Source organism: Mitsuokella sp. AF33-22, from assembly GCF_003475755.1.
In the GTDB taxonomy this organism is placed as follows: domain Bacteria; phylum Bacillota; class Negativicutes; order Selenomonadales; family Selenomonadaceae; genus Mitsuokella.
On sequence record NZ_QRQA01000001.1, the window covers coordinates 102,039 to 121,653 of the forward strand.

Below are 19,615 nucleotides of genomic sequence, written 5' to 3' on the forward strand. Positions count from 1 at the left end.
GAATCTATGGCAATACCAGGAAATGTGGTATGATGGAAGAAGTTGACATAATTTCATTATCATATCGAAAAAAAGAGAGAATTTCATAGTTTGATTGGTTCGAGGAGGACAAGGTTTCATGAAGGAAAGATGTCATGGCAAGACAGCCGCGCTGCTTTTGGGCGCGATGTTCCTGGGCGCGCCGCATGGCTGGTGTGCCGATCTGTCGTTGCAGGATGCCATTGATATGGCATTGTCACAGAACACAGGGCTGCGGATCACGCAGAAGGATGAGATTGCCTCGCAGGCGGCACTCGACGAGGCAAAGGGTCAGAACGGGATTTCGGTTTCTGCTTCGGATTCGCTCTCTGGCAGCAAGAAGAATGGGCAGGAACAGAGCTCCTCGAACAGTCTGAGCGTGAGCGGTTCCCTGCCGCTCTACACGGGCGGAGTCAATGAGGCCAACATCAAGAAGAGCGACCTCGGACTGCAGGCGTCGAAGCTCACGACGGAGCGCGAGCGCGAGAATCTCAAGCTCGACGTCATCAAGGCGTATTACGATGCGCTGGAAGCCCGCCGGACCGTGGATGTGCGCCAGGAAACCGTCGACAAGTATCAGGATCACTACACGAATGTCAGTCAGCTTTACGCGGCCGGTTCGAAGGCCCGCATCGATGTCATCCGTTCATCGGTCGAGCTCAGCAATGCCCAGCAGGATCTCATCAAGGCGCAGAATGCCTATGAGGTCGATCTGGCCTCGCTGCGCAATTACATCAATATGGACCGCAGTGAGCCGCTGACGCTCACGTCGGATTTCTCGTACGACCGTTTCGACATCGATATGGATTCCTGCATCGATTACGCATACCGCAACCGTAAGGATCTGCTCGTCGACCAGTATAAATACGATCAGCAGGATCAGGCCGTCAAGGCTGCCAAAGCGGGCTATCTGCCAACGCTCAAGGCCAACCTCGGACTCAGCGGCGACAACAGCTTCCAGCCGTCCAGCGATTCCAGCCGCGGCGTTTCGGGCGGCCTGACGCTGAGCTGGAACATTTTCGACAGCGGCGTGACGCGCGCGCAGGTGACGGCAGCTGAGAACCAGCGCGATATTGCAAAACTGACGCTCGACAAGGACAAGGAGGATATCGATCTCTCGGTCCGTCAGGCGTATTACAACATGCGTGAAGCAGAGAAACGCTTCAATTCCACCGGCGATGCCGTCAAGCAGGCCGAGGAAGATTACTTCATCGCACGGGAGAAGTATCGCGCAGGTGAAGGCCTCATGCTCGATATCATCGATGCGCAGGAAGCCTTGTCGACGGCACGCCTCAATTACATCAGTGCGGAGTACGATTATGCGCGCTTCAAGGCGACGGTGGAGAATGCCATGGGCATCGGCCTCAACGACAGCGAGCAGGCCGCAGCAGCGCGGATGGATAAATATGCACCCGTTGACACTCCTGCCGCAGCGGCCGCGCAGGCTGTCCTGCAGGAACCCGTGGAGCCGAAAGGCGCCAGGACCGATACGGATACGAAGGGGCTCGCAAAAAAGGTAGAGAACGAGGTGAAGGCAGCTGCTTCCACGGCCAGTGCAGAGGAAGTGGCGAGTGAGTTGGCAGAAGGGAACGTTTCGCAATGAAGATCAATGGAAAAGTCAAGGCAGCGATTGCGGTCGTATTGATTGCCGGCTGCGCATTCGGCGGCTACCGGTATTATGAGAATCAGCAGGCGGCCAAGCAGGCCGCAGCGGTCGAGACGACGAAGGTCGTCCGCATAGATATGAAGTCGACGGTTTCGGCTACGGGCACGATCCAGCCGGTCGATTCGGTCGAAGTCAGCTCCAAAATCACGGCGCGCCTCAAGAGTGTGCTTGTCAAGGAGAACGACAAGGTCAAGGCCGGCCAGACGGTTGCGACGCTCGATGCCAAGGATTACGAAGCCAAGCGCGACCAGGCGCAGTACAAGGTCACGAACACGCAGGCGGAATACGAGCGCATCAATTACCTCTACAGCATCGGCGCCGATACGCAGAAACAGCTCGAGGATGCGCAGATGAATTACGATACAGCGGTCTCCGAACTTGCGCAGGCGGAATCGGATGCATCGGAGACGAGCATTCTCGCGCCGATGGACGGCACGGTCGTCGGCGAGCCCAAGACGGTCGGCACGATGGCCGTGGCGACGTCGGATAACCCGACGGTCATCATGCGCATCGCCGACCTCTCGAGCAAGCAGATCAAGGCCAAGGTCGATGAGACGGATATCGGCAACATCAAAGTCGGCCAGGACGCGACCTTCACGGTCGATACGTACACCGACAAGACGTTCACGGCCCGCGTCACGAAGATCTCGCAGACGGATACGAGCAATTCCTGGGATACGAGCTCCAGCTCGAGCTCCTCGAGCAGCTCGTCATCTTCTTCGGCCAGCGTCATCTACTACTACGTCACGCTCGATGTCGATGATCCCGACAGCCAGCTGCTGCCGGCCATGACGGCGCGCGTCGAGATCAACACGGCAAACCGCGACAACGTGCTGGCCGTTCCCATCTCGACGCTCAAGACGGACGCCAACGGCTCATACGTCATCGTGCGCAATGCCGACGGCTCGCAGGAGAACCGCTATGTCACAACGGGCATCTACAGCGATGAGTACGTGGAAATCCTCTCGGGGCTTGAGGAAGGGGAAGACATCGTCAGCACGTACACGGCTCAGAAGACCTCGTCTTCCTCGGGCAGCAGCCGGCGCGGCGGCCCCATGTTCTGAGGCGGGGGATAAAAATGGCAGAAGAAAAGAAGACTGAGGAGCGGTATGCGACGATACAGCTCCACGGCATCAAGAAAATCTATCACATCGGCGGCGAAGAACTAGCGGCACTCAACGGCATCACGACGAACATCTATCAGGGCGAATTCGCCGCGCTGATGGGGCCGTCCGGCTCGGGCAAGTCGACGCTCATGAACATCCTCGGATGCCTCGACCGGCCGACCGAGGGCTCCTACAAGCTCGACGGCGAGGAAGTCGCAGGCCTTGATGACGATGCGCTGGCGAAGACCCGCAACAAGAAAATCGGCTTCGTCTTCCAGAACTTCAATCTGCTCTCGCGCATCTCGGCGCTCGAGAACGTCGCCCTGCCGCTCATCTATGCGGGCGTCGGGCACAAGGAGCGCATGGAGCGCGCCATGCACTTCCTCGCGGCCGTTGGTCTCAAGGACCGCGCCGATCACCTGCCCAATGAGCTCTCAGGCGGCCAGCGGCAGCGCGTCGCCATCGCGCGGGCGCTCGTCAACGACCCGCACATCATCATGGCGGATGAGCCGACCGGCAACCTCGACACGAAATCCACGAAGGAGATCATGGAGATCTTCGAGGATATGCATGAGAAGGGACGCACGATCATCCTCGTCACGCATGAGCCGGAGATTGCGGCCTGTGCGAGCCGCCAGCTGCTCGTGCGCGACGGCCAGATTACGCGCGATGAAGGAAAGGGTGTGGTCATGGATGTTGTTTAAGGAATGTTTTGTCATGGCCATTCATGCGCTTTTGGCCAACAAGATGCGCTCGCTCTTGACGATGCTCGGCGTCATCATCGGTGTCGCCGCCGTCATCGCGCTTGTCTCCGTCGGCATGGGCGTGCGCACGGGCATCACCTCGAATTTTGAGAGCCTCGGCGCCAACACCATCACAATCATGCCGGGCTCGTCGAACCGCGGCGGTCCGCGCGGTGCAGCCGGCTCGATGCAGACGCTCAAGTATGATGATGCCAAGGCCATTGAGGCGAAAATCAAGGATATCCAGTATGTATCGCCCACGGTCAGTTCTTCCTATCAGGTGGTCAACGGCAACCAGAACTGGAATACGTCAGTCACGGGCGTGACGCCGGATCTCATGCAGATCCGCTCGCTTTCCGTCAGCAACGGTTCGTTCATCAGCAAGGACGACATGACGAAGCGCAACCGCGTGGCTGTCATCGGTGCCACGGTCGCCGAGAATCTGTTCGGCTCTGAGAATCCCGTCGGCAAGAACATCCGCATCAAGAATCAACCGTTCAAGGTCATCGGCATCCTGGAATCCAAGGGAAGCTCCGGCTTCGGCCAGGATCAGGATGATGTCATTTACATCCCGCTGACCACGGCGCAGGAACGCATGATGGGCATCACCTACGTCCAGTCCATCAGCCTGCAGGCGACGGACACGCAGAAAATCGAGCAGGTGCAGGATGAGATCACGACGCTCTTGCGCCAGCGCCACCGCATCACGGCCGGCAAGGAGGACGATTTCCACGTGCAGAATACGGCCAGCATCATCGCCTCGGTCAATCAGTCGACGGCGATGATGACGGTGCTCCTGGGCGCAATCGCTAGCATCTCGCTGCTCGTCGGCGGCATCGGCATCATGAACATCATGATGGTGTCGGTTACGGAGCGCACGCGCGAGATCGGCATTCGCAAGGCGCTCGGCGCGACCTTCCAGAACATCATGATGCAGTTCATGATCGAATCGATGGTGCTCGGCATCGTCGGCGGCCTCATCGGCATTGTCGTGGGTTGTGCCGCTTCGTACATTATCGCGAGCACCGGGGCGGTCCAGACGACGATCACGCTGCTGCCAATCGTCCTGTCGTTCTCGTTTGCCGTGGGCATCGGCCTCTTCTTTGGCATTTACCCGGCGCGCAAGGCTGCCCGGCTCGACCCGATTGAAGCATTGCGCTACGAATGAGTAAAAGCACTTGACAATGTTACACACCTAACGTATAATATCATCATATTAGTCCTTTAGAGAGATAAAGAAATAAATGGGAGAGATGCAATATGATGAAGTGGAAGAAAATCCTGGCCCTGGGACTGGCTGCCGTCATGACGGCCGCGTTTGCAGCAGGCTGCGGCAATAACAATCAGTCTGCCGGCAGTTCCTCGTCATCGGGCGGCGACAAGATTGTCGTCGGCCTCGACGACAATTTCCCGCCGATGGGCTTTAAGGATGAGAACAATGAGATCACGGGCTTCGACGTCGATCTTGCAAAGGAAGCCTCGAAGCGCCTGGGCCGCGAGGTCGAGTTCAAGGCCATCGACTGGTCGAGCAAGGAAGCGGAGCTCAAAAGCGGCCGCGTCAACGTCCTCTGGAACGGTCTTGATATCACGGAGAAGCGCAAGGAGAACATGCTGTTCTCGGATCCGTACATGGACAACCGCCAGATTATCTTCGTGAAGAAGGGCACGACGGGCATCACGGATGAAAAGAGCCTTGCCGGCAAGATGGTGGGCACGCAGAGCGCCAGCACGGCTGAAGAGTACATCGATGGCAGCGATTTCTTCAAGAAGGACGTCAAGGGTGTCAAGAAATATTCGGATTTCGTCACGGCGTTCATGGATCTTGAGAATGGCCGCATTGATGCTGTCATCGGCGATGAGATTGTCGGCCGCTATTACATGAGCAAGCACCCCGACACGATTGAAGCCGTCGATGTGGCTGTCGGTCCTGTCAGTCAGTTCGGCATCGCCTTTGCCAAGGACAACCAGAAACTGCGCGATGAGGTGCAGAAGGTACTGAACGAGATGAAGGCCGATGGCACGACGGCCAAGATCTCGGAGAAGTGGTTCGGCAAGGACATTACAAAATAACACACGGATGCTTCCGTAATGCAGAAAAGGGCTTGATTCTTCAAGCCCTTTTTTGATACAATGAAATGGTATATCATTACTTTGCTTAATTAAAGGAATAAATCCATTGACGGGATCAGCCGGTAAGGCAGACCGCCTGCATATGGATGATGGATGATAAGGAAGGGAATACGATACGATGGATAGTATATGGAATACCGTGCTCCAGATGCTGGAGGGCTCTGAGATCACGCTGGAGATTTTCTTCATCACGCTGATCCTGGCTTTGCCGCTGGGCCTCATGGCGGCGCTCGGACGCCTCTCAAAGTGGCGTCCCGTGAGCTTCCTGATGGAAATCTACATCTGGATCATGCGCGGTACGCCGCTGATGCTGCAGCTGCTCTTTGTTTACTTTGCCCTGCCGATGATCGGCATCCGCCTGCCGGATATCGCGGCGGCGCTCCTGGCCTTCACGCTGAACTATGCGGCATACTTCGCCGAGATCTTCCGCGCCGGCATCCAGTCGGTGCCGAAGGGACAGTATGAAGCGGCCAAGACGCTCGGCATGAGCTACCCGCAGACGATGCGCCGCATCATCCTGCCGCAGGTCATCCGCATCGTGCTGCCGCCGGTTTCCAACGAGACGATCAACCTCGTCAAGGATACGTCGCTCATCTACATCCTGGCCATGAACGACCTTTTGCGCGTGGCCCGCACCATCGTGCAGCGTGAATTCGACATGACGCCGTTCCTCATTGCCGGCATCTTCTATCTGGCGATGACGTTTGTGCTCACCTGGCTGTTCAAGAAACTGGAGGCCCATTATGGCAAATACGACAAATGATGCACAGGTCATGCTGCGCATGCATGATATCCACAAATCCTTCGGCGAGCTGGCCGTGCTCAAGGGCATCGACATCGAGGTCCGGCGCGGCGAGGTGCTCGCGATCATCGGGCCATCGGGCTCAGGCAAGAGCACGCTTCTGCGCTGCATCAACAAGCTCGAGACGATTGATTCAGGCTCCATTGAGATCGAAGGGGAGTTCCTGGCTGATACGAACGAGCACGGCGTGGCGGAGTACGCCGATCTCAAGAAGAGCCGTGAGCTGCTCTCGCACACGGGCATGGTCTTCCAGCAGTTCAATCTCTTCCCGCATATGACGGTGATCGAGAATCTCATCGAGGCGCCGATGCAGGTCAAGGGCATGAAGAAGGCGGAGATCCTGCCGTATGCGCGGGAACTCCTCGCGAAAGTCGGTCTGAGCGACCGGGCGGATTACTACCCCTCGCAGCTTTCAGGCGGCCAGCAGCAGCGCGTGGCTATCGCCCGGGCGCTGTGCATGCAGCCCGATATCATGCTGTTCGACGAGCCGACGTCGGCGCTCGACCCTGAGCTCACGGGCGAGGTCTTAAAGACGATGCGAGAGCTTGCCGCCGAGCGCATGACGATGGTCGTTGTCACGCATGAGATGGCCTTTGCACGCGAGGCCGCGAGCCAGGTCATCTTCATGGCAGATGGCAATATCGTCGAACAGGGCGACCCGGAGACCTTCTTCAATCATCCGCAGGAAGAGCGCACAAAAGCCTTCCTCAAGAATATGCTTTGAATCCTGCAGCGCCTGCCGCATGAAGCCATGCTTCAGACGGCAGGTGCTTTTCTTTTGCATGGGTGCGGCAGCTTTTCCGTCAATCTTCTTGATTTTTTCAGGAGAACAGGCGATAATAAAACGTAGAATGTCGTGTTTGCGGCTTTTTTCGTGTTCTCAGATGGAGGGATATCATGAAGCGCGTACTGTTCTTGTTCGTTGCGATTGTATCGATATTGCTTTTGCCGGCTTGTGTGTACGCGGCGAGTTCGGATTTTAGTGAACGGGTCAGCGGCATGACCGAGATCACGGGCGTGCGTGTCAACAGCGGCTCTGAGAAGATCCGCATCGTGGTGGATGCCAATGCGCCTGTTTCCTACCGCACGATGACGCTGTCGAATCCGAACCGCGTCGTGGTGGACCTCAAGGGTGCCTGGCTCTCCGGGAAGGTCAAGAAGACAATCTCGGTCGACAGCCGTTTCGTCAATGCCATCCGCATTGGCCAGTTCAACAAGGATACGGTGCGCGTGGTCGTTGAGAACAAGGTCGGCGCGAACAATTACAAGGTGTTTTCCCTTAAAGGGGGAACGGTACCGGGGCGCCTCGTCATGGATTTCGGCAATATCAATGCGGATACGTCCAAGTCGACAATCGCCTTGCCCGATGTGAAGAATGGTTCGGCCGGTACGACGAAACCTTCGGTGACAGAGTCGCCGGAAACACCGGCAGACAGCGACACCAAGACGCAGCCTAAACCATCCACGGCTGAAACGGGGACCGGCCAGCAGCCGTCTGCTTCGCAGGGCGGCGCAGAGCAGGCGAACACCACACCTGCTGCTGAGAACAAGCCGGCGGAGGCAGCCCCTTCCGGCGGTGAGGATATCGATGCGCCGGCTCAGGAAGCTGCCGGCGACACACAGGCTTCGCAGCCTGCTTCAAATCAGCCTGCCGCCATCACGGATGATACGGATGCCGATATCGCCGCACTCACGGGGCTCAAGGGCCGCAAGATCACCATCGATGCCGGACACGGCGGCAACGACTCCGGTGCCATCGGGCCGACGGGCGTCATGGAGAAGAGCGTGACGCTGCGCATTGCCAATGAGCTGCGCCGCCTGCTCGTGGCGGAAGGCGCGATGGTCTACATGACCCGCACGACGGATACGGAAGTCTCGCCGAAGGGCGCCAATGCTTCGGATATCGAGGAACTGCAGGCCCGCTGTGATGTGGCGAACAACAATAAATCCGATATCTTCATTTCCATTCATATGGATTCGTTCTCGAGCGGCGCGGCCAAGGGGACGACCGGCTATTACTATTCGCTGGGGTCCAAGCGCTCGCGCGACCTGGCCGATAAGGTACGCCAGGGCGTCATTGACCAGATCGGCACCTCGAGCCGTGGCACGCAGAGCTGCAATTTCTACGTCGTGAAACACACGGATATGCCGGCGACGCTCGTGGAGGTTGCCTTCATCTCGAATCCGCAGGAGGAAAAGCTGCTCGACAGCGAGGACGGCATCAAGAAAGCCGCGCAGGGCATTGCCGACGGCATTGCCGATTATTTCGGCTGAGTCCGCCGGATCATCGGGGAATCAAAAGGATACAGTTCCAACAGGCAGGCGTTTGGTGCGCCTGCCTCCTGTATGTGAGTATATGAGTATCAATGGGGACAGGATTGATTTCAGGGAGGAATTATTTTTTCATGGAACAGAAAACGAACGATATGGCACAGGAACTCAGTGAGAGCCTGCAGCAGCTCATGGATGAGAATATGGCAGAGCGCAGGAAACAGCTCTATCGCCATAAGCTGCCGGCGGATCATTCGCTGCGGGCCTTGCTTTTGGCCATGACGAAGTCGGAGCTCGACGACATCCGCTACAACCTGCATGTGACGGGCGCAAGCTCGCTGAAGAAGGCTGAGCTTGCCGAGCGCCTGGTGCCGGCCATCCTCGACTTTGCCAAGCGCTGGCTGCCGACGATCGTCGATGAGGAATACGGCTGCTTTGCTCACCTGATGCAGAAGGACGGCCTCTCGACGGAGCTGCGCGATGACGATACGCGCCTTGACTATCTGCGCGGCCTCGGCCTTGTGACCTGCGGCGTTCAGGAGGAGAAGATGGCATTCTGCATGCCTGATGAGGTGCGCGAGCTCTTCAAGAGCCTGGATTCCGGTACATATCGCAGCCTGGTTGAGCTCAACACGGAGCTTTCGCGCCTGGCTGCCGGCCTCCTGTATTACTATGGCTATCTGAATTTCGAGCAGCTTTACGAAAAGGTGCTGGCGTATCTCGAGCCGGAACAGCGCGAACAGGTCAGCTTCATGGATTTTGTCGGCGTGGTGCTCAATGTTTCCTGCTGGAAGGATACGATCGTGGCTCTGCCGCAGGGCGTCAAGTACTACACGCTGATCGACGAGGAGAAGCTGGAAAACGAGCAGCTGCGCCGCAGCAATCTCGATTTCGCACCCCTGAGCTATGGTGATGTTTACGATGCCGGCACCGACAATTACATTGCGGATACGCCTGCCTACAAGGAACTGGCGCAGTTCTTCATGCGCGAGCATGGCTGTGATGTGCTCAAGGCCGCGGATATCACGGGTGAGATTCTCATCCTGCTGCAGAATGGCAGCGAGCTCGACGAAGCTGTCGATTATCTCGAGGAGCTCGGCTTCATGAAGGAGGAACGCAAGGCGGAGGCCGTCCTGCCGCTCCTCATCGCCTTCAACAACACGACGCATCTCTGGCCGCTCAAGGGACATACGCCGGCCGAGCTGATGGAGCAGTCGGGCGGCGGGCGCGTCATTCCCTTCGACGAGGTGCGCAAGCTCAAGGTCGGCCGCAACGATCCCTGCCCCTGCGGCAGCGGCAAGAAGTACAAGAACTGCTGCCTGCGCAAGGACGAGCAGTAAGGACTGCTTATGAGACAAACACATACGTACCGGCAGAAGGCCAGGCAGTTTTTCCTGGTCCTGCTGCCCATCTTTGTCACGCAGCTGTCGCTGACGGCAACGGGATTCTTCAATACCATCATGGCAGGTCATATCAGCGAGCAAGACCTCGCTGGCGTCGCCGTAGGCGTCAACCTGTTCCTGCCGTTCTTCGGCATGTTCCTCGGCATCATTTCCGGGCTGACGCCCACGGTGTCCCAGCTCTACGGCGCGGGAAAGAGGGAAACCATCGGCTTTGTCGTCAAGCAGGGATTCTACTGGGCGCTCATGCTCGGGGGCATCTTCCTGCTGCTCGGCTATCTGGCGGTGCCGCATGTCCTGCCGTATCTGGCGCTGGAGCCCAAGGTCGAGTACATCACGCGCCATTATCTGATGGCGGTTTCCTTCGGCATACTGCCGATCTTCCTGGCCGGCGTCCTGCGCAATTTCATCGATGCACACGGTTATACGCGCCTGACGATGTGCATCACGATGTGCACGGTACCCGTCAACATCCTCTGCAATTATGTCTTCATGTACGGGTTGTTCGGCCTGCCGGCCTTCGGCGGCATCGGCGCGGGCATCGGCTCGGCCATTGCCTTTTCGCTGAATCTCGTGCTCAACGCGCTGGTCGTCACATTTATCCACCCGTTCCGGGATTATCGGATTTTTCGCCAGCTGCCGCGCCCGAGCCTTGCGGAGTGGCGCAAGCAGCTCGGCATCGGCGTGCCCATTGGCAGCACGATGTTCTGTGAGCAGAGCATCTTTGGTGCCGTCGGCCTCTTCATGACGGCCTACGGCACGACGGTTGTGGCGGCACATCAGGCGGCAATGAATTTCACGACGGTGGTCTACATGATCCCCTTGTCTGCCAGCATGACGCTGACCATCCTCGTCGGCTATGAGATTGGTGCGGGCCGGAATCGCGATGCCGCACAGTACATCAAACTCGGGCGCTGGCTGACGTTCCTGTTTGAGGGCAGCATCGCGCTGCTTTTGACACAGTTCCGTTACGAGATTGCGGACTTTTATACGACGAGCATGGATGTGCGGCCTGTGCTGGCGAATTTCCTCGTGTTTGCCGTATTCCTGCAGCTCGCGGACAGCCTCGATGCTCCGCTGCAGGGCGCGCTGCGCGGCTACAAGGATGTACACGCAACCTTCGTACTGGCCGTCATCTCGTACTGGGTCATCGGCCTGCCGTTTGGCTGGACCATCGCACATTTCACCTCGCTCGGTCCTGCCGGCTACTGGCTCGGCCTGATCACAGGCGTGGGCATTGGCGCGCTGCTGCTCATGATGCGGCTGCGCAAGGTACAGCGGCGGTATTCGCTGTAATGCATACGAATCAAAACAAGAAAGAATCGGCTCTTCCTGGGCCGATTCTTTCTATTTTCATATAGTTTTCAGACGCAATCAGTTGTTTTCAAGTTTCGCCTGTTACAATGAATACTGTAAGAGAACGATACGATCATCACGTCGTCTGGAGGGAATGCAAATGAATGCAGGACAAGAGTTGACGGAAGGCTATACAAGAACCCCGGCAGCAGGCCGGAAAAATCATCTGACGCGGTCATTCCGCAAGTTCCAGCCCGCGCGTTTCTCGCGCAGGATTACGGGCGCGGGAACCTGGGTGCGCAGCCTGACGGCCATGTTCATCATGATGATGGCGGTGCTGTCGCCCGTGCACGTGCTGGAAGGCTATGCATCGCCTGTGCCGGATCTCCATGAGTCGGTGCCGGCCATCGTCGAGGATACGAATACGGATGGTACGCGCACGGACTTTGGCGCTGCCCTGACCAAGAAACAGAAGAGCCGCATCCTCGCGACGGCTCTGCTCATGAAGGCAAGCGCGGCAGAACCCGCCGTGACCGCCGACATGAAGGAGCTCGAACGCAGGAACGCCCAGCTGCAGGGCCTCGACTACCGCCTGAAGTCCATCGACAGCCTTGCGCGCAAGATTGAAAGCGACGCCGAGGAGGATCAGACGAGTCTTGCTGTTGCTGCAAATGGCATCAGCGATGTGCTGCGCTACACGCTGACCTGCTCGGCTGATGATTACAGCGAGATGGTTCCGTCAGCGCTTGCGAGCCTCCAGTCGAAGGGCTACACGGTCGAGAAATTCCGCAATGCCTGGGGCGGGAAGTTCTATCAGGGCATCAATGTCCATCTCATGAGCTCGACGGGCGTGCGCGTTGAGCTGCAGTTCCATACGCCGCAGTCCTTCGCCGTCAAGCAGGCCTCGCATGAGGTCTATGAGATCCGCCGCAATCCAGCTTCGAGTCCGGAAGCGGTAGCCGAGGCAACGCGCCTGAGCCTGGCATACAATGCCGCGGTCGTCGCACCGCAGGGCGCAGCCGCCATTGTCTGGCCGCTGGCTGCCTGACGCCTCGCATACAAAAAGCATACCAAAATACAAAGGGCTTCCGCACGCCTTGGGGACAGCGTGCGGAAGCCTTTTTGTCAGGTTATGGGGATTGGGGGAAGGACGTGATATCCGCAGCATAGGGGTTATGCTTCGAACGTGCCCTTGACGATGGCCTTACCTGACGCGACCATCTGCTGGCCCCTCACCCAGACGTGCTGAAGCTCAAAGTCATCATCGATGACGATGAGATCGGCATCACTCTGAGGGGCCAGCGACTGTTGGATAATTCCTCACCTAATTATCAAAAAGCACATTACTTCATCAAGAGATAATCATATCATAAATTTTACTAAAATTCTAGTGAATAAGAAAGAGATGTGGTACAGGCATTGGCAGACGGAGAAATCCTCCTTACGCCCGGACGCGGCGGTATGCATCTCCGCAGAGCCTGGTCGGATATTTTACATCCGGACGCAAATGGAGGATAATGGAAGGGTAGTATTTTTATCAATCCTCTTTTATGGAGGGAGGTTTTTTCATGAAACATGCAGCTGCGCTCAAAGCGCCTGTTACACTCAAGGCTCCGGTTACGCTGGAGGAGATTTTGAATGCCGTGACGCACGGCGTGGGGGCGGGACTTGCCGTGGCGGCCCTCATCGGCATGCTGGTCTATTATGCGGATGACGGCGTCTGGCACACGACGAGCTGTCTCGTTTACGGCATCTCGCTGATCCTCCTGTACCTGGCCTCTACTCTTTACCACAGTTTCCGGAATCTCAAGGTCAAGGGCGTCTTCAAGGTCATCGACCATGCGGCCATCTTTGTGCTGATTGCGGGCAACTATACGCCGTTTGCGCTGATCCCGCTGCACGGCAGCTTTGGCTGGGCCGTCTTCGGCATCGTCTGGAGCATGGCCGTGCTTGGCATCGTCTTCCAATGCTTTGCCGCGAAGCGCTTCCGCATCCTGCGCACTGTCTGCTATCTTGTCATGGGCTGGTTTGCCGTCTTCATGGTCAAGCCGCTCCTCGAGACATTGCCGGTGGAAGCCATCTGGTGGCTCGTGGTCGGCGGCCTCTGCTATTCGGTCGGTGCGATTTTTTACCTGATGCGCCGCCTGCCGTACAGCCACGTCATCTGGCATCTCTTCGTCATGGGCGGCAGTGCCATCCATTTCTACACGGTGTTCCATTACGTCCTGCCTCTGCCGGAGGTCGTGCGCTCAGCCATCGCGATGATCTGAACGACTTTCAGAACATAGAAAAAGACCCGCTCCGAGGAGCGGGTCTTTTCTATCTCATCTGCAAAGATTATTTGGCCAGAGCGTTGACCTTGCGAGCCAGACGGGACTTTTTGCGGGCAGCAGCATTCTTGTGATAAACTTTGTTTGCAGCAGCCTGGTCGATCGTCTTGCATGCAACCGTAAGGAGGGATTTCGCTTCTTCAGCGTTTCCAGCCTCAACAGCATCGAGGACACGGCGGGAAGCAGTGCGTACGCGGGACTTCTCAGCAGCGTTCTTTGCATGGCGCTTAGCGTCAGATTTTACACTCAGGATAGATGCTTTGATATTCGGCAAGTAATTCACCCCCTTAATTAATGTCGTTACCTAAGTATAATATCATGGGTCAAATGAAAAAGCAACTATTTCTTTCCATTTCTTGCAAGCAGAGTAACGGCGATGATATAATGAAAGAAATTTTTCGTGACAAATCCTGTGGAGAGGAGCGGTTTTACATGCATTACCGGTATATCCTAGGAGCGGCCCTGCTTGTTTGCGCGCTCTGGCAGCCGTCAGCAGAGGCGTCGGGCTATTTCCCGATGACAAAAGATGTCGTGGCGCATGAATCGCCTGACGGCAGCCTGAGCTTTGCGACGGGCCCCGATGTGCCGCTGACCAAGGTGTTTGGCAGGGATGGAGAACGTCCCGCGTATTATTTCCGCTTCTGGGCGCAGAACCGGCGCATCGGGAACGAGCAGGGACTCATCCATGCGCGCCTGCTGGCCGATGGACAGGATGTGAAGCTGGAGCCTGTGGAGGAAGAAGCTGATATGCATGCGGCCGATGTCTTCTGCGGCTCGTACCGTGTCGCGGAAGACGACCTGCGGCAGGCGGCGCATGCCGCTTCATGCGAATTCCAGCTCGTCGATGATGCAGGCAAGATCCTATGGAAGCAGCAGGGCAAGTCAAAGACCGCGGAGGCCTTCCAGAAGATCCTGGCGGCGGTGCCCGCTTCGTATTTGCGCGAGGGTGTCGTGCGCGATGAAAAGGCCGTGGACTCCGTGCGCCGCGATTCGCGTCCGCGCGTCTTCCTGCCGTCCATCACGCCGGGGGAAGTGCAGGCATGGCTTGTCCTGCACCATCAGGTTCTGTTGCAGGACAAGCTCGGCAGGGAGCTGTGGGGGGAGTTCCGTCCCTATTACCATAAGTCGCACGATGACATCGTCTTCTTCATGGGCAGGGCAATCGGCGACGGCGTGCCGCTCATCACGTTTGAGACGCGTCCGTATGCGGGCGGCACGATGCTGGCGATGATGAAGGAACAGATTCTCGAAGACCGGTACTGGCATACGGCCCGCACGGTCGGCATGATGACGGCCGCCGATGACATCGTGAGCCTGACTTCGGTATGGCGTGACCTCGATGACCAGTGGGATGGCTTCCTCGATGATGCGTACAAGACGTTCCAGCCCTATGCGGATTTCGGTTTCGTCCTGGATTGCACGCACAAGAAGGGCGAGGGCAACCGGTTCTTTGTCACGAAGGTGAGGGAGGGCGTCACGAGCCTTGCGCCGAACGAAGAACTGCTGGCTCTCGACGGCGAGGAGCTGGCCTGGTACAAGCCGAACGAGCTGCGCCTGAAGCTCCTGCAGCACAAGGATGCGGCAACATTTCGCCTGCGCACACCGGCGGGAGAGGAACGCGAGGTGAAGATGGCGCCCGTCCTGCATCAGCCTGAGAATACAACCGGACTGCCGCAGGACAGAGATGCGTTCTTTAAGGCCGGCAAGGTCAAGGGCAGCAAGGAAGCCGTCGTCGATGCAGGGAATTATCCAGTACTGTTTTCACAGGCCGACCCCACCTATGCACAGCCTTCGACACGGGAACTTTATGAAACAGCAGTGGAAAAGAAAGCTGCTGCCGAAAAATGATAAAGGGCAGATGACAGTTATCCGCAGGTACAGCATCTGGTACCGGCACACTGAGCTTATACAATTACGAGGAGTAGATTATGCAGAATAAGAATATCCGCAATTTCTCGATTATCGCACATATCGACCACGGCAAGTCGACCATTGCCGATCGGCTCATCGAGTATACGGGCACGCTTTCCAAGCGTGAGATGGAGGCGCAGGTCCTCGACAACATGGACATCGAGCGCGAGCGCGGCATCACCATCAAGTCGCAGACGGTCCGCCTGAATTACAAGGGCAAGGATGGGGAAGAGTACGAGCTCAACCTCATCGACACGCCGGGTCATGTCGATTTTACGTATGAAGTATCGCGCAGCCTCGCCGCCTGCGAGGGCGCGCTGCTCGTCGTCGATGCCGCGCAGGGCGTTGAGGCGCAGACGCTCGCCAACGTCTACATGGCACTCGAGCACGACCTTGAGATCATTCCCGTCATCAACAAGATTGACCTGCCGAGCGCTGACCCGGAGCGCGTCAAGAAGGAAATCGAAGACGTTATCGGCCTTGATACGTCGAATGCCGTGCTGGCCTCGGCCAAGACGGGCATCGGCATCGAGGAGATCCTCGACGCGATCGTCGACTACATCCCCGCGCCGGAGGGCGATGAGAATGCGCCGCTGCAGGCCCTGATTTTCGACTCGTTCTTCGATTCGTACAAGGGTGTCATTGCGCACATCCGCGTCATGCAGGGCCACATCAAGAAGGGCATGAAGCTCAAGCTCATGAATTCCGGCAAGGTCTTCGAGGTCACGGACGTCGGCTGCTTCAAGCCGCAGCCGGTCGATCTCGGCTACCTCGATGTCGGCGAAGTCGGCTTTGTTGCAGGCTCCCTCAAGGATGTGCGCGACGTGCGCGTCGGCGATACGATCACGTACGCCGAGAATCCCGCGAGCGAGCCGCTGCCGGGTTACCGCGGCGTCAATCCGATGGTCTACTGCGGCCTCTATCCGGTCGAGAGTTCCGACTACGACAACCTCAAGGATGCACTTGAGAAGATGCAGATCAACGATGCAGCGCTCGTTTTCGAGCCGGAGACATCGGTCGCGCTGGGCTTCGGCTTCCGCTGCGGCTTCCTCGGCCTGCTGCACATGGATGTCATCCAGGAACGTCTCGAGCGCGAGTACAATCTCAAGCTCATCACGACGGCGCCGTCCGTTATCTACCACGTCTACAAGACAGATGGCACGATGATCAAGGTCAGCAATCCGGCCGAACTGCCGCCGCAGACGGAAATCGAGCACATCGAGGAACCGTACGTCAAGGCCACGGTCATCGTCCCGAATGATTTTGTCGGCGCCGTCATGGAAATCTCACAGGACAAGCGCGGCGAATTCAAGGGTATGGACTACCTCGATACGAACCGTGTCATGATCACGTACCACATCCCGCTCAATGAAATCATCTTCGATTATTTTGACCGCCTGAAATCCGCGACGCGCGGCTATGCCTCGCTCGATTACGAGCTCGCCGACTACAAGGAATCGAAGCTTGTCAAGGTCGACATCCTCCTGAACGGCGATCCCGTCGATGCGCTCTCGACAATCGTCCACAAGGACCGCGCGGCTGCGCGCGGCCGCCAGCTCGCCGCCAAGCTCAAGGAGATCATCCCGCAGCAGATGTTCGAGATCCCCATCCAGGCGGCCATCGGTTCGAAGGTCATCGCGCGCGAGAACGTGCGCGCCCGCCGCAAGGACGTGCTTGCAAAGTGCTACGGCGGCGATATCTCGCGCAAGCGCAAACTGCTCGAGAAACAGAAGGAAGGCAAGAAGCGCATGAAGGCCGTCGGCAGTGTCGAAGTGCCGCAGGAAGCGTTCATGGCTATCTTGAAGATTGACTGATACATGGATGGAAAGGAAGAGGGAAATACCATGAAACGACAATGGGGCCTCTACCTCCACATCCCGTTCTGCCGTCAGAAATGCTTTTACTGCGATTTCCCGTCGTTTGCCGGACGGGAGCGCTATGAGGCGGATTATACGGACGCCCTGTGCCGGGAACTCCTGGAACAGGGCGTTCTTTATCGGGAAAAGTGGGGAAGGCCAGCGACCATCTATATGGGCGGCGGCACGCCGAGCATCCTGCCCGTGGCGCTCATGGAGCATTTGCTGCAGACCGTGTGCCGCGTCTTTGCCCTGACAGGGGATGAGGATTCGTCGGAGCTTGAATTTACCGTGGAGTGCAATCCGGGGACGGTGGATGCGGAGAAGCTGACCCTTCTTCGCTCCTATGGCGTCAACCGTCTTTCCTTTGGCGTTCAGACGTTTGACGACGGCCTGCTGCGGGCCATCGGCCGCATCCATACGGGCCAGCAGGCAAAGGAGGCCATGCAGCTGGCGCGGGAGGCAGGATTCCGGAACGTCAGCATGGACCTCATGTACGGCCTGCCGCATGAAAGCCTGGCCGTGCTGCGGCATGACCTTGAGACCATGATCGCGCTGAAGCCTGAGCACATCTCCATTTACGGGCTGCAGCTGGAGGAGGGCACGGCCTTCTATAGGATGAAAGAGCTCGGCAGGCTCGCGCTGCCCGACGAGGAAACGGTTGAACAGATGTACGATCTCATGACGTCGTTTTTGCCTGCTCATGGCTATGCGCGCTACGAAATATCAAATTTTGCCCGGCCTGGTTATGAGAGCCGCCACAATCTTTCGTATTGGCAGGATGTCCCGTATCTCGGCGTCGGCGCGGCCGCTCACTCGTATCTGGAGGGAAGGCGCTATGCCAATGGTGTGGATATCCCCGCTTACATCCGGGCGATGCAGGCGGGCGGCAGCGTGCGCGAGGAGGAAGAACCGGCTGACCGCGCCATCGCCATGGAGGAATTTGCCTTCCTGGCGCTGCGCACGTCGCAGGGGCTCAGCCGCGAGGCCTTTTTCAAGCGCTTTGCCGTTTCGCTTGAACGCATTTACAGCAAAACGATTCACGAGATGAAGCAGAAGGGACTGCTCGAGGAACAGGACGGCTGCCTGCGCCTAACGCCGCTTGGCATGAAATATGGCAATCTGGTATTTGAGGCTTTCCTGCTGACCTGAACTTGTAACATCGGCAATGGCAAAAGACGCCATCACGTGCTAGACTGAAGGAAAAGACAGCAATGTGGAGAAAGGAAGTCTTTTCATGCATACGATCAAGGTCAAGCGCGTCTATGAGAAGCCGGAGGCAGCAGATGGCGTGCGCGTGCTCGTCGACCGTCTCTGGCCGCGTGGCATCAGGAAGGAAGCGCTGCCGCACGATTACTGGGCCAAGGAGGTCACGCCATCAGCAGAGCTGCGCACGCTCTACCATCGCGGCGAGATGCCGTTTGCAGGCTTTGCGGAAGGGTACGAAGAAGAACTGAACGGGAGCAAAGGCGCGTCTGATTTCGCTGAGAAGTGCCGGGAATGGCTCCAGCAGAGCGATGTCACCCTGCTCTATGCGGCGAAGAACACCGAAGAGAACCATGCGCTGGTCCTTCAGGCCTGGCTGCGCCGGCAGCTTTCCTGACAACTTTTGTCAGGGGATTGTCAGGAACGGCACTATGTAGTAAAGTAAAGGCAGCTGCTCGTGATGCTGCGGGCAGGATGCATCTGTTTTTGAGACAGGAGGGATCCTCATGAAATCCATTGCGATGATTGTTATGCCAGGCTGCCCGTATTGCGCCAAGGCCCGTCAGGCCGTCGGCGAACTGCGGGAGGAAAACCCGGTTTATTTTGATGTGCCGGTCGATGAGATCGACGAGACATCCGAAGCGGATAAGCTCAAGCCTTATCAGGGCCAGTATTACTATGTGCCGACGCTGTTCGTGGATGGCAAGAAGATCTACGAGGCTCAGCCGGGCCACGATTACGAGGTGATCAAGGCCGCTGTGGCGGAGGCTTTTGCCGAAGCGGTCAAATAAGCGTCTCTGCGTGGCAGGCATGGTGCGATGCGCATCCTCAGGGAATGCGTATCGCACCGTTTCTTTTTATGGGATGAAAAATTTTTGAC

18 protein-coding genes are annotated in these 19,615 nt (G+C 57.5%); 17 read left to right on the forward strand and 1 reads right to left on the reverse strand.

The window, feature by feature from the left end:
* Positions 1-118 precede the first annotated feature (118 nt).
* From DWZ54_RS00580 to DWZ54_RS00640, 12 genes are all read left to right on the forward strand, one after another.
* Entirely contained in the window at positions 119-1,621 is a 1,503-nt protein-coding gene (locus DWZ54_RS00580) for a TolC family protein (RefSeq protein WP_118474071.1), read from the forward strand.
* Positions 1,618-2,748, forward strand: a complete 1,131-nt coding sequence (locus DWZ54_RS00585) for an efflux RND transporter periplasmic adaptor subunit (protein ID WP_118474072.1) — start codon at positions 1,618-1,620, stop codon at positions 2,746-2,748. The genes DWZ54_RS00580 and DWZ54_RS00585 overlap by 4 nt, the downstream gene beginning before the upstream one ends.
* A gap of 14 nt (positions 2,749-2,762) precedes the next feature.
* Positions 2,763-3,494 carry an ABC transporter ATP-binding protein gene (locus DWZ54_RS00590; RefSeq protein ID WP_118015194.1) on the forward strand — a complete coding sequence of 244 codons (732 nt, stop codon included), beginning with the start codon at positions 2,763-2,765 and terminating at the stop codon, positions 3,492-3,494.
* Positions 3,484-4,701 carry an ABC transporter permease gene (locus tag DWZ54_RS00595; protein WP_118474073.1) on the forward strand — a complete coding sequence of 406 codons (1,218 nt, stop codon included), beginning with the start codon at positions 3,484-3,486 and terminating at the stop codon, positions 4,699-4,701. The genes DWZ54_RS00590 and DWZ54_RS00595 overlap by 11 nt, the downstream gene beginning before the upstream one ends.
* Positions 4,702-4,796: 95 nt before the next feature.
* A complete protein-coding gene (locus tag DWZ54_RS00600; RefSeq protein ID WP_118474176.1) occupies positions 4,797-5,603 on the forward strand; it encodes an amino acid ABC transporter substrate-binding protein in 807 nt (268 codons plus the stop codon).
* Between the two features lie 178 nt (positions 5,604-5,781).
* Complete coding sequence (locus DWZ54_RS00605; protein ID WP_118015192.1) at positions 5,782-6,426, forward strand: amino acid ABC transporter permease; 645 nt, start codon at positions 5,782-5,784, stop codon at positions 6,424-6,426.
* Positions 6,407-7,189, forward strand: coding sequence for an amino acid ABC transporter ATP-binding protein (locus DWZ54_RS00610; protein ID WP_118474074.1), 783 nt, complete (start codon positions 6,407-6,409; stop codon positions 7,187-7,189). The genes DWZ54_RS00605 and DWZ54_RS00610 overlap by 20 nt, the downstream gene beginning before the upstream one ends.
* Positions 7,190-7,362: 173 nt before the next feature.
* Positions 7,363-8,739 (forward strand): N-acetylmuramoyl-L-alanine amidase, encoded by a 1,377-nt coding sequence (locus DWZ54_RS00615; RefSeq protein ID WP_118474075.1) that lies wholly within the window; start codon positions 7,363-7,365, stop codon positions 8,737-8,739.
* A gap of 131 nt (positions 8,740-8,870) precedes the next feature.
* Positions 8,871-10,076, forward strand: coding sequence for an SEC-C metal-binding domain-containing protein (locus DWZ54_RS00620; protein ID WP_118474076.1), 1,206 nt, complete (start codon positions 8,871-8,873; stop codon positions 10,074-10,076).
* A gap of 9 nt (positions 10,077-10,085) precedes the next feature.
* On the forward strand, positions 10,086-11,432 hold the full coding sequence (locus DWZ54_RS00625) for an MATE family efflux transporter (RefSeq protein WP_118474077.1): 1,347 nt from the start codon (positions 10,086-10,088) through the stop codon (positions 11,430-11,432).
* Between the two features lie 160 nt (positions 11,433-11,592).
* Positions 11,593-12,480 (forward strand): hypothetical protein, encoded by an 888-nt coding sequence (locus DWZ54_RS00630; protein ID WP_118474078.1) that lies wholly within the window; start codon positions 11,593-11,595, stop codon positions 12,478-12,480.
* Positions 12,481-13,000: 520 nt separating this feature from the next.
* The gene (locus DWZ54_RS00640; protein WP_233541571.1) at positions 13,001-13,702 is read left to right on the forward strand and encodes a hemolysin III family protein; all 702 of its coding nucleotides are present in this window, start codon (positions 13,001-13,003) and stop codon (positions 13,700-13,702) included.
* Positions 13,703-13,769: 67 nt separating this feature from the next.
* Here the strand turns inward: DWZ54_RS00640 and rpsT are convergent, their stop codons facing one another.
* Positions 13,770-14,036, reverse strand: a complete 267-nt coding sequence (rpsT, locus tag DWZ54_RS00645; protein ID WP_118015186.1) for a 30S ribosomal protein S20 — start codon at positions 14,034-14,036, stop codon at positions 13,770-13,772.
* Positions 14,037-14,194: 158 nt separating this feature from the next.
* On the opposite strand from rpsT, the gene DWZ54_RS00650 reads away from it, so the two are divergent.
* From DWZ54_RS00650 to DWZ54_RS00670, 5 genes are all read left to right on the forward strand, one after another.
* Complete coding sequence (locus tag DWZ54_RS00650) at positions 14,195-15,610, forward strand: hypothetical protein (RefSeq protein WP_118474079.1); 1,416 nt, start codon at positions 14,195-14,197, stop codon at positions 15,608-15,610.
* A gap of 80 nt (positions 15,611-15,690) precedes the next feature.
* Entirely contained in the window at positions 15,691-17,487 is a 1,797-nt protein-coding gene (gene lepA, locus DWZ54_RS00655) for a translation elongation factor 4 (RefSeq protein WP_118474080.1), read from the forward strand.
* A 30-nt stretch (positions 17,488-17,517) separates the two neighbouring features.
* A complete protein-coding gene (hemW, locus tag DWZ54_RS00660; RefSeq protein ID WP_118474178.1) occupies positions 17,518-18,681 on the forward strand; it encodes a radical SAM family heme chaperone HemW in 1,164 nt (387 codons plus the stop codon).
* Positions 18,682-18,766: 85 nt separating this feature from the next.
* A complete protein-coding gene (locus tag DWZ54_RS00665) occupies positions 18,767-19,132 on the forward strand; it encodes a DUF488 domain-containing protein (RefSeq protein WP_118015183.1) in 366 nt (121 codons plus the stop codon).
* Positions 19,133-19,241: 109 nt separating this feature from the next.
* Positions 19,242-19,526: a glutaredoxin domain-containing protein gene (locus DWZ54_RS00670; protein ID WP_118474081.1), complete on the forward strand. Its 285-nt coding sequence runs from the start codon at positions 19,242-19,244 to the stop codon at positions 19,524-19,526.
* Positions 19,527-19,615 lie beyond the last annotated feature (89 nt).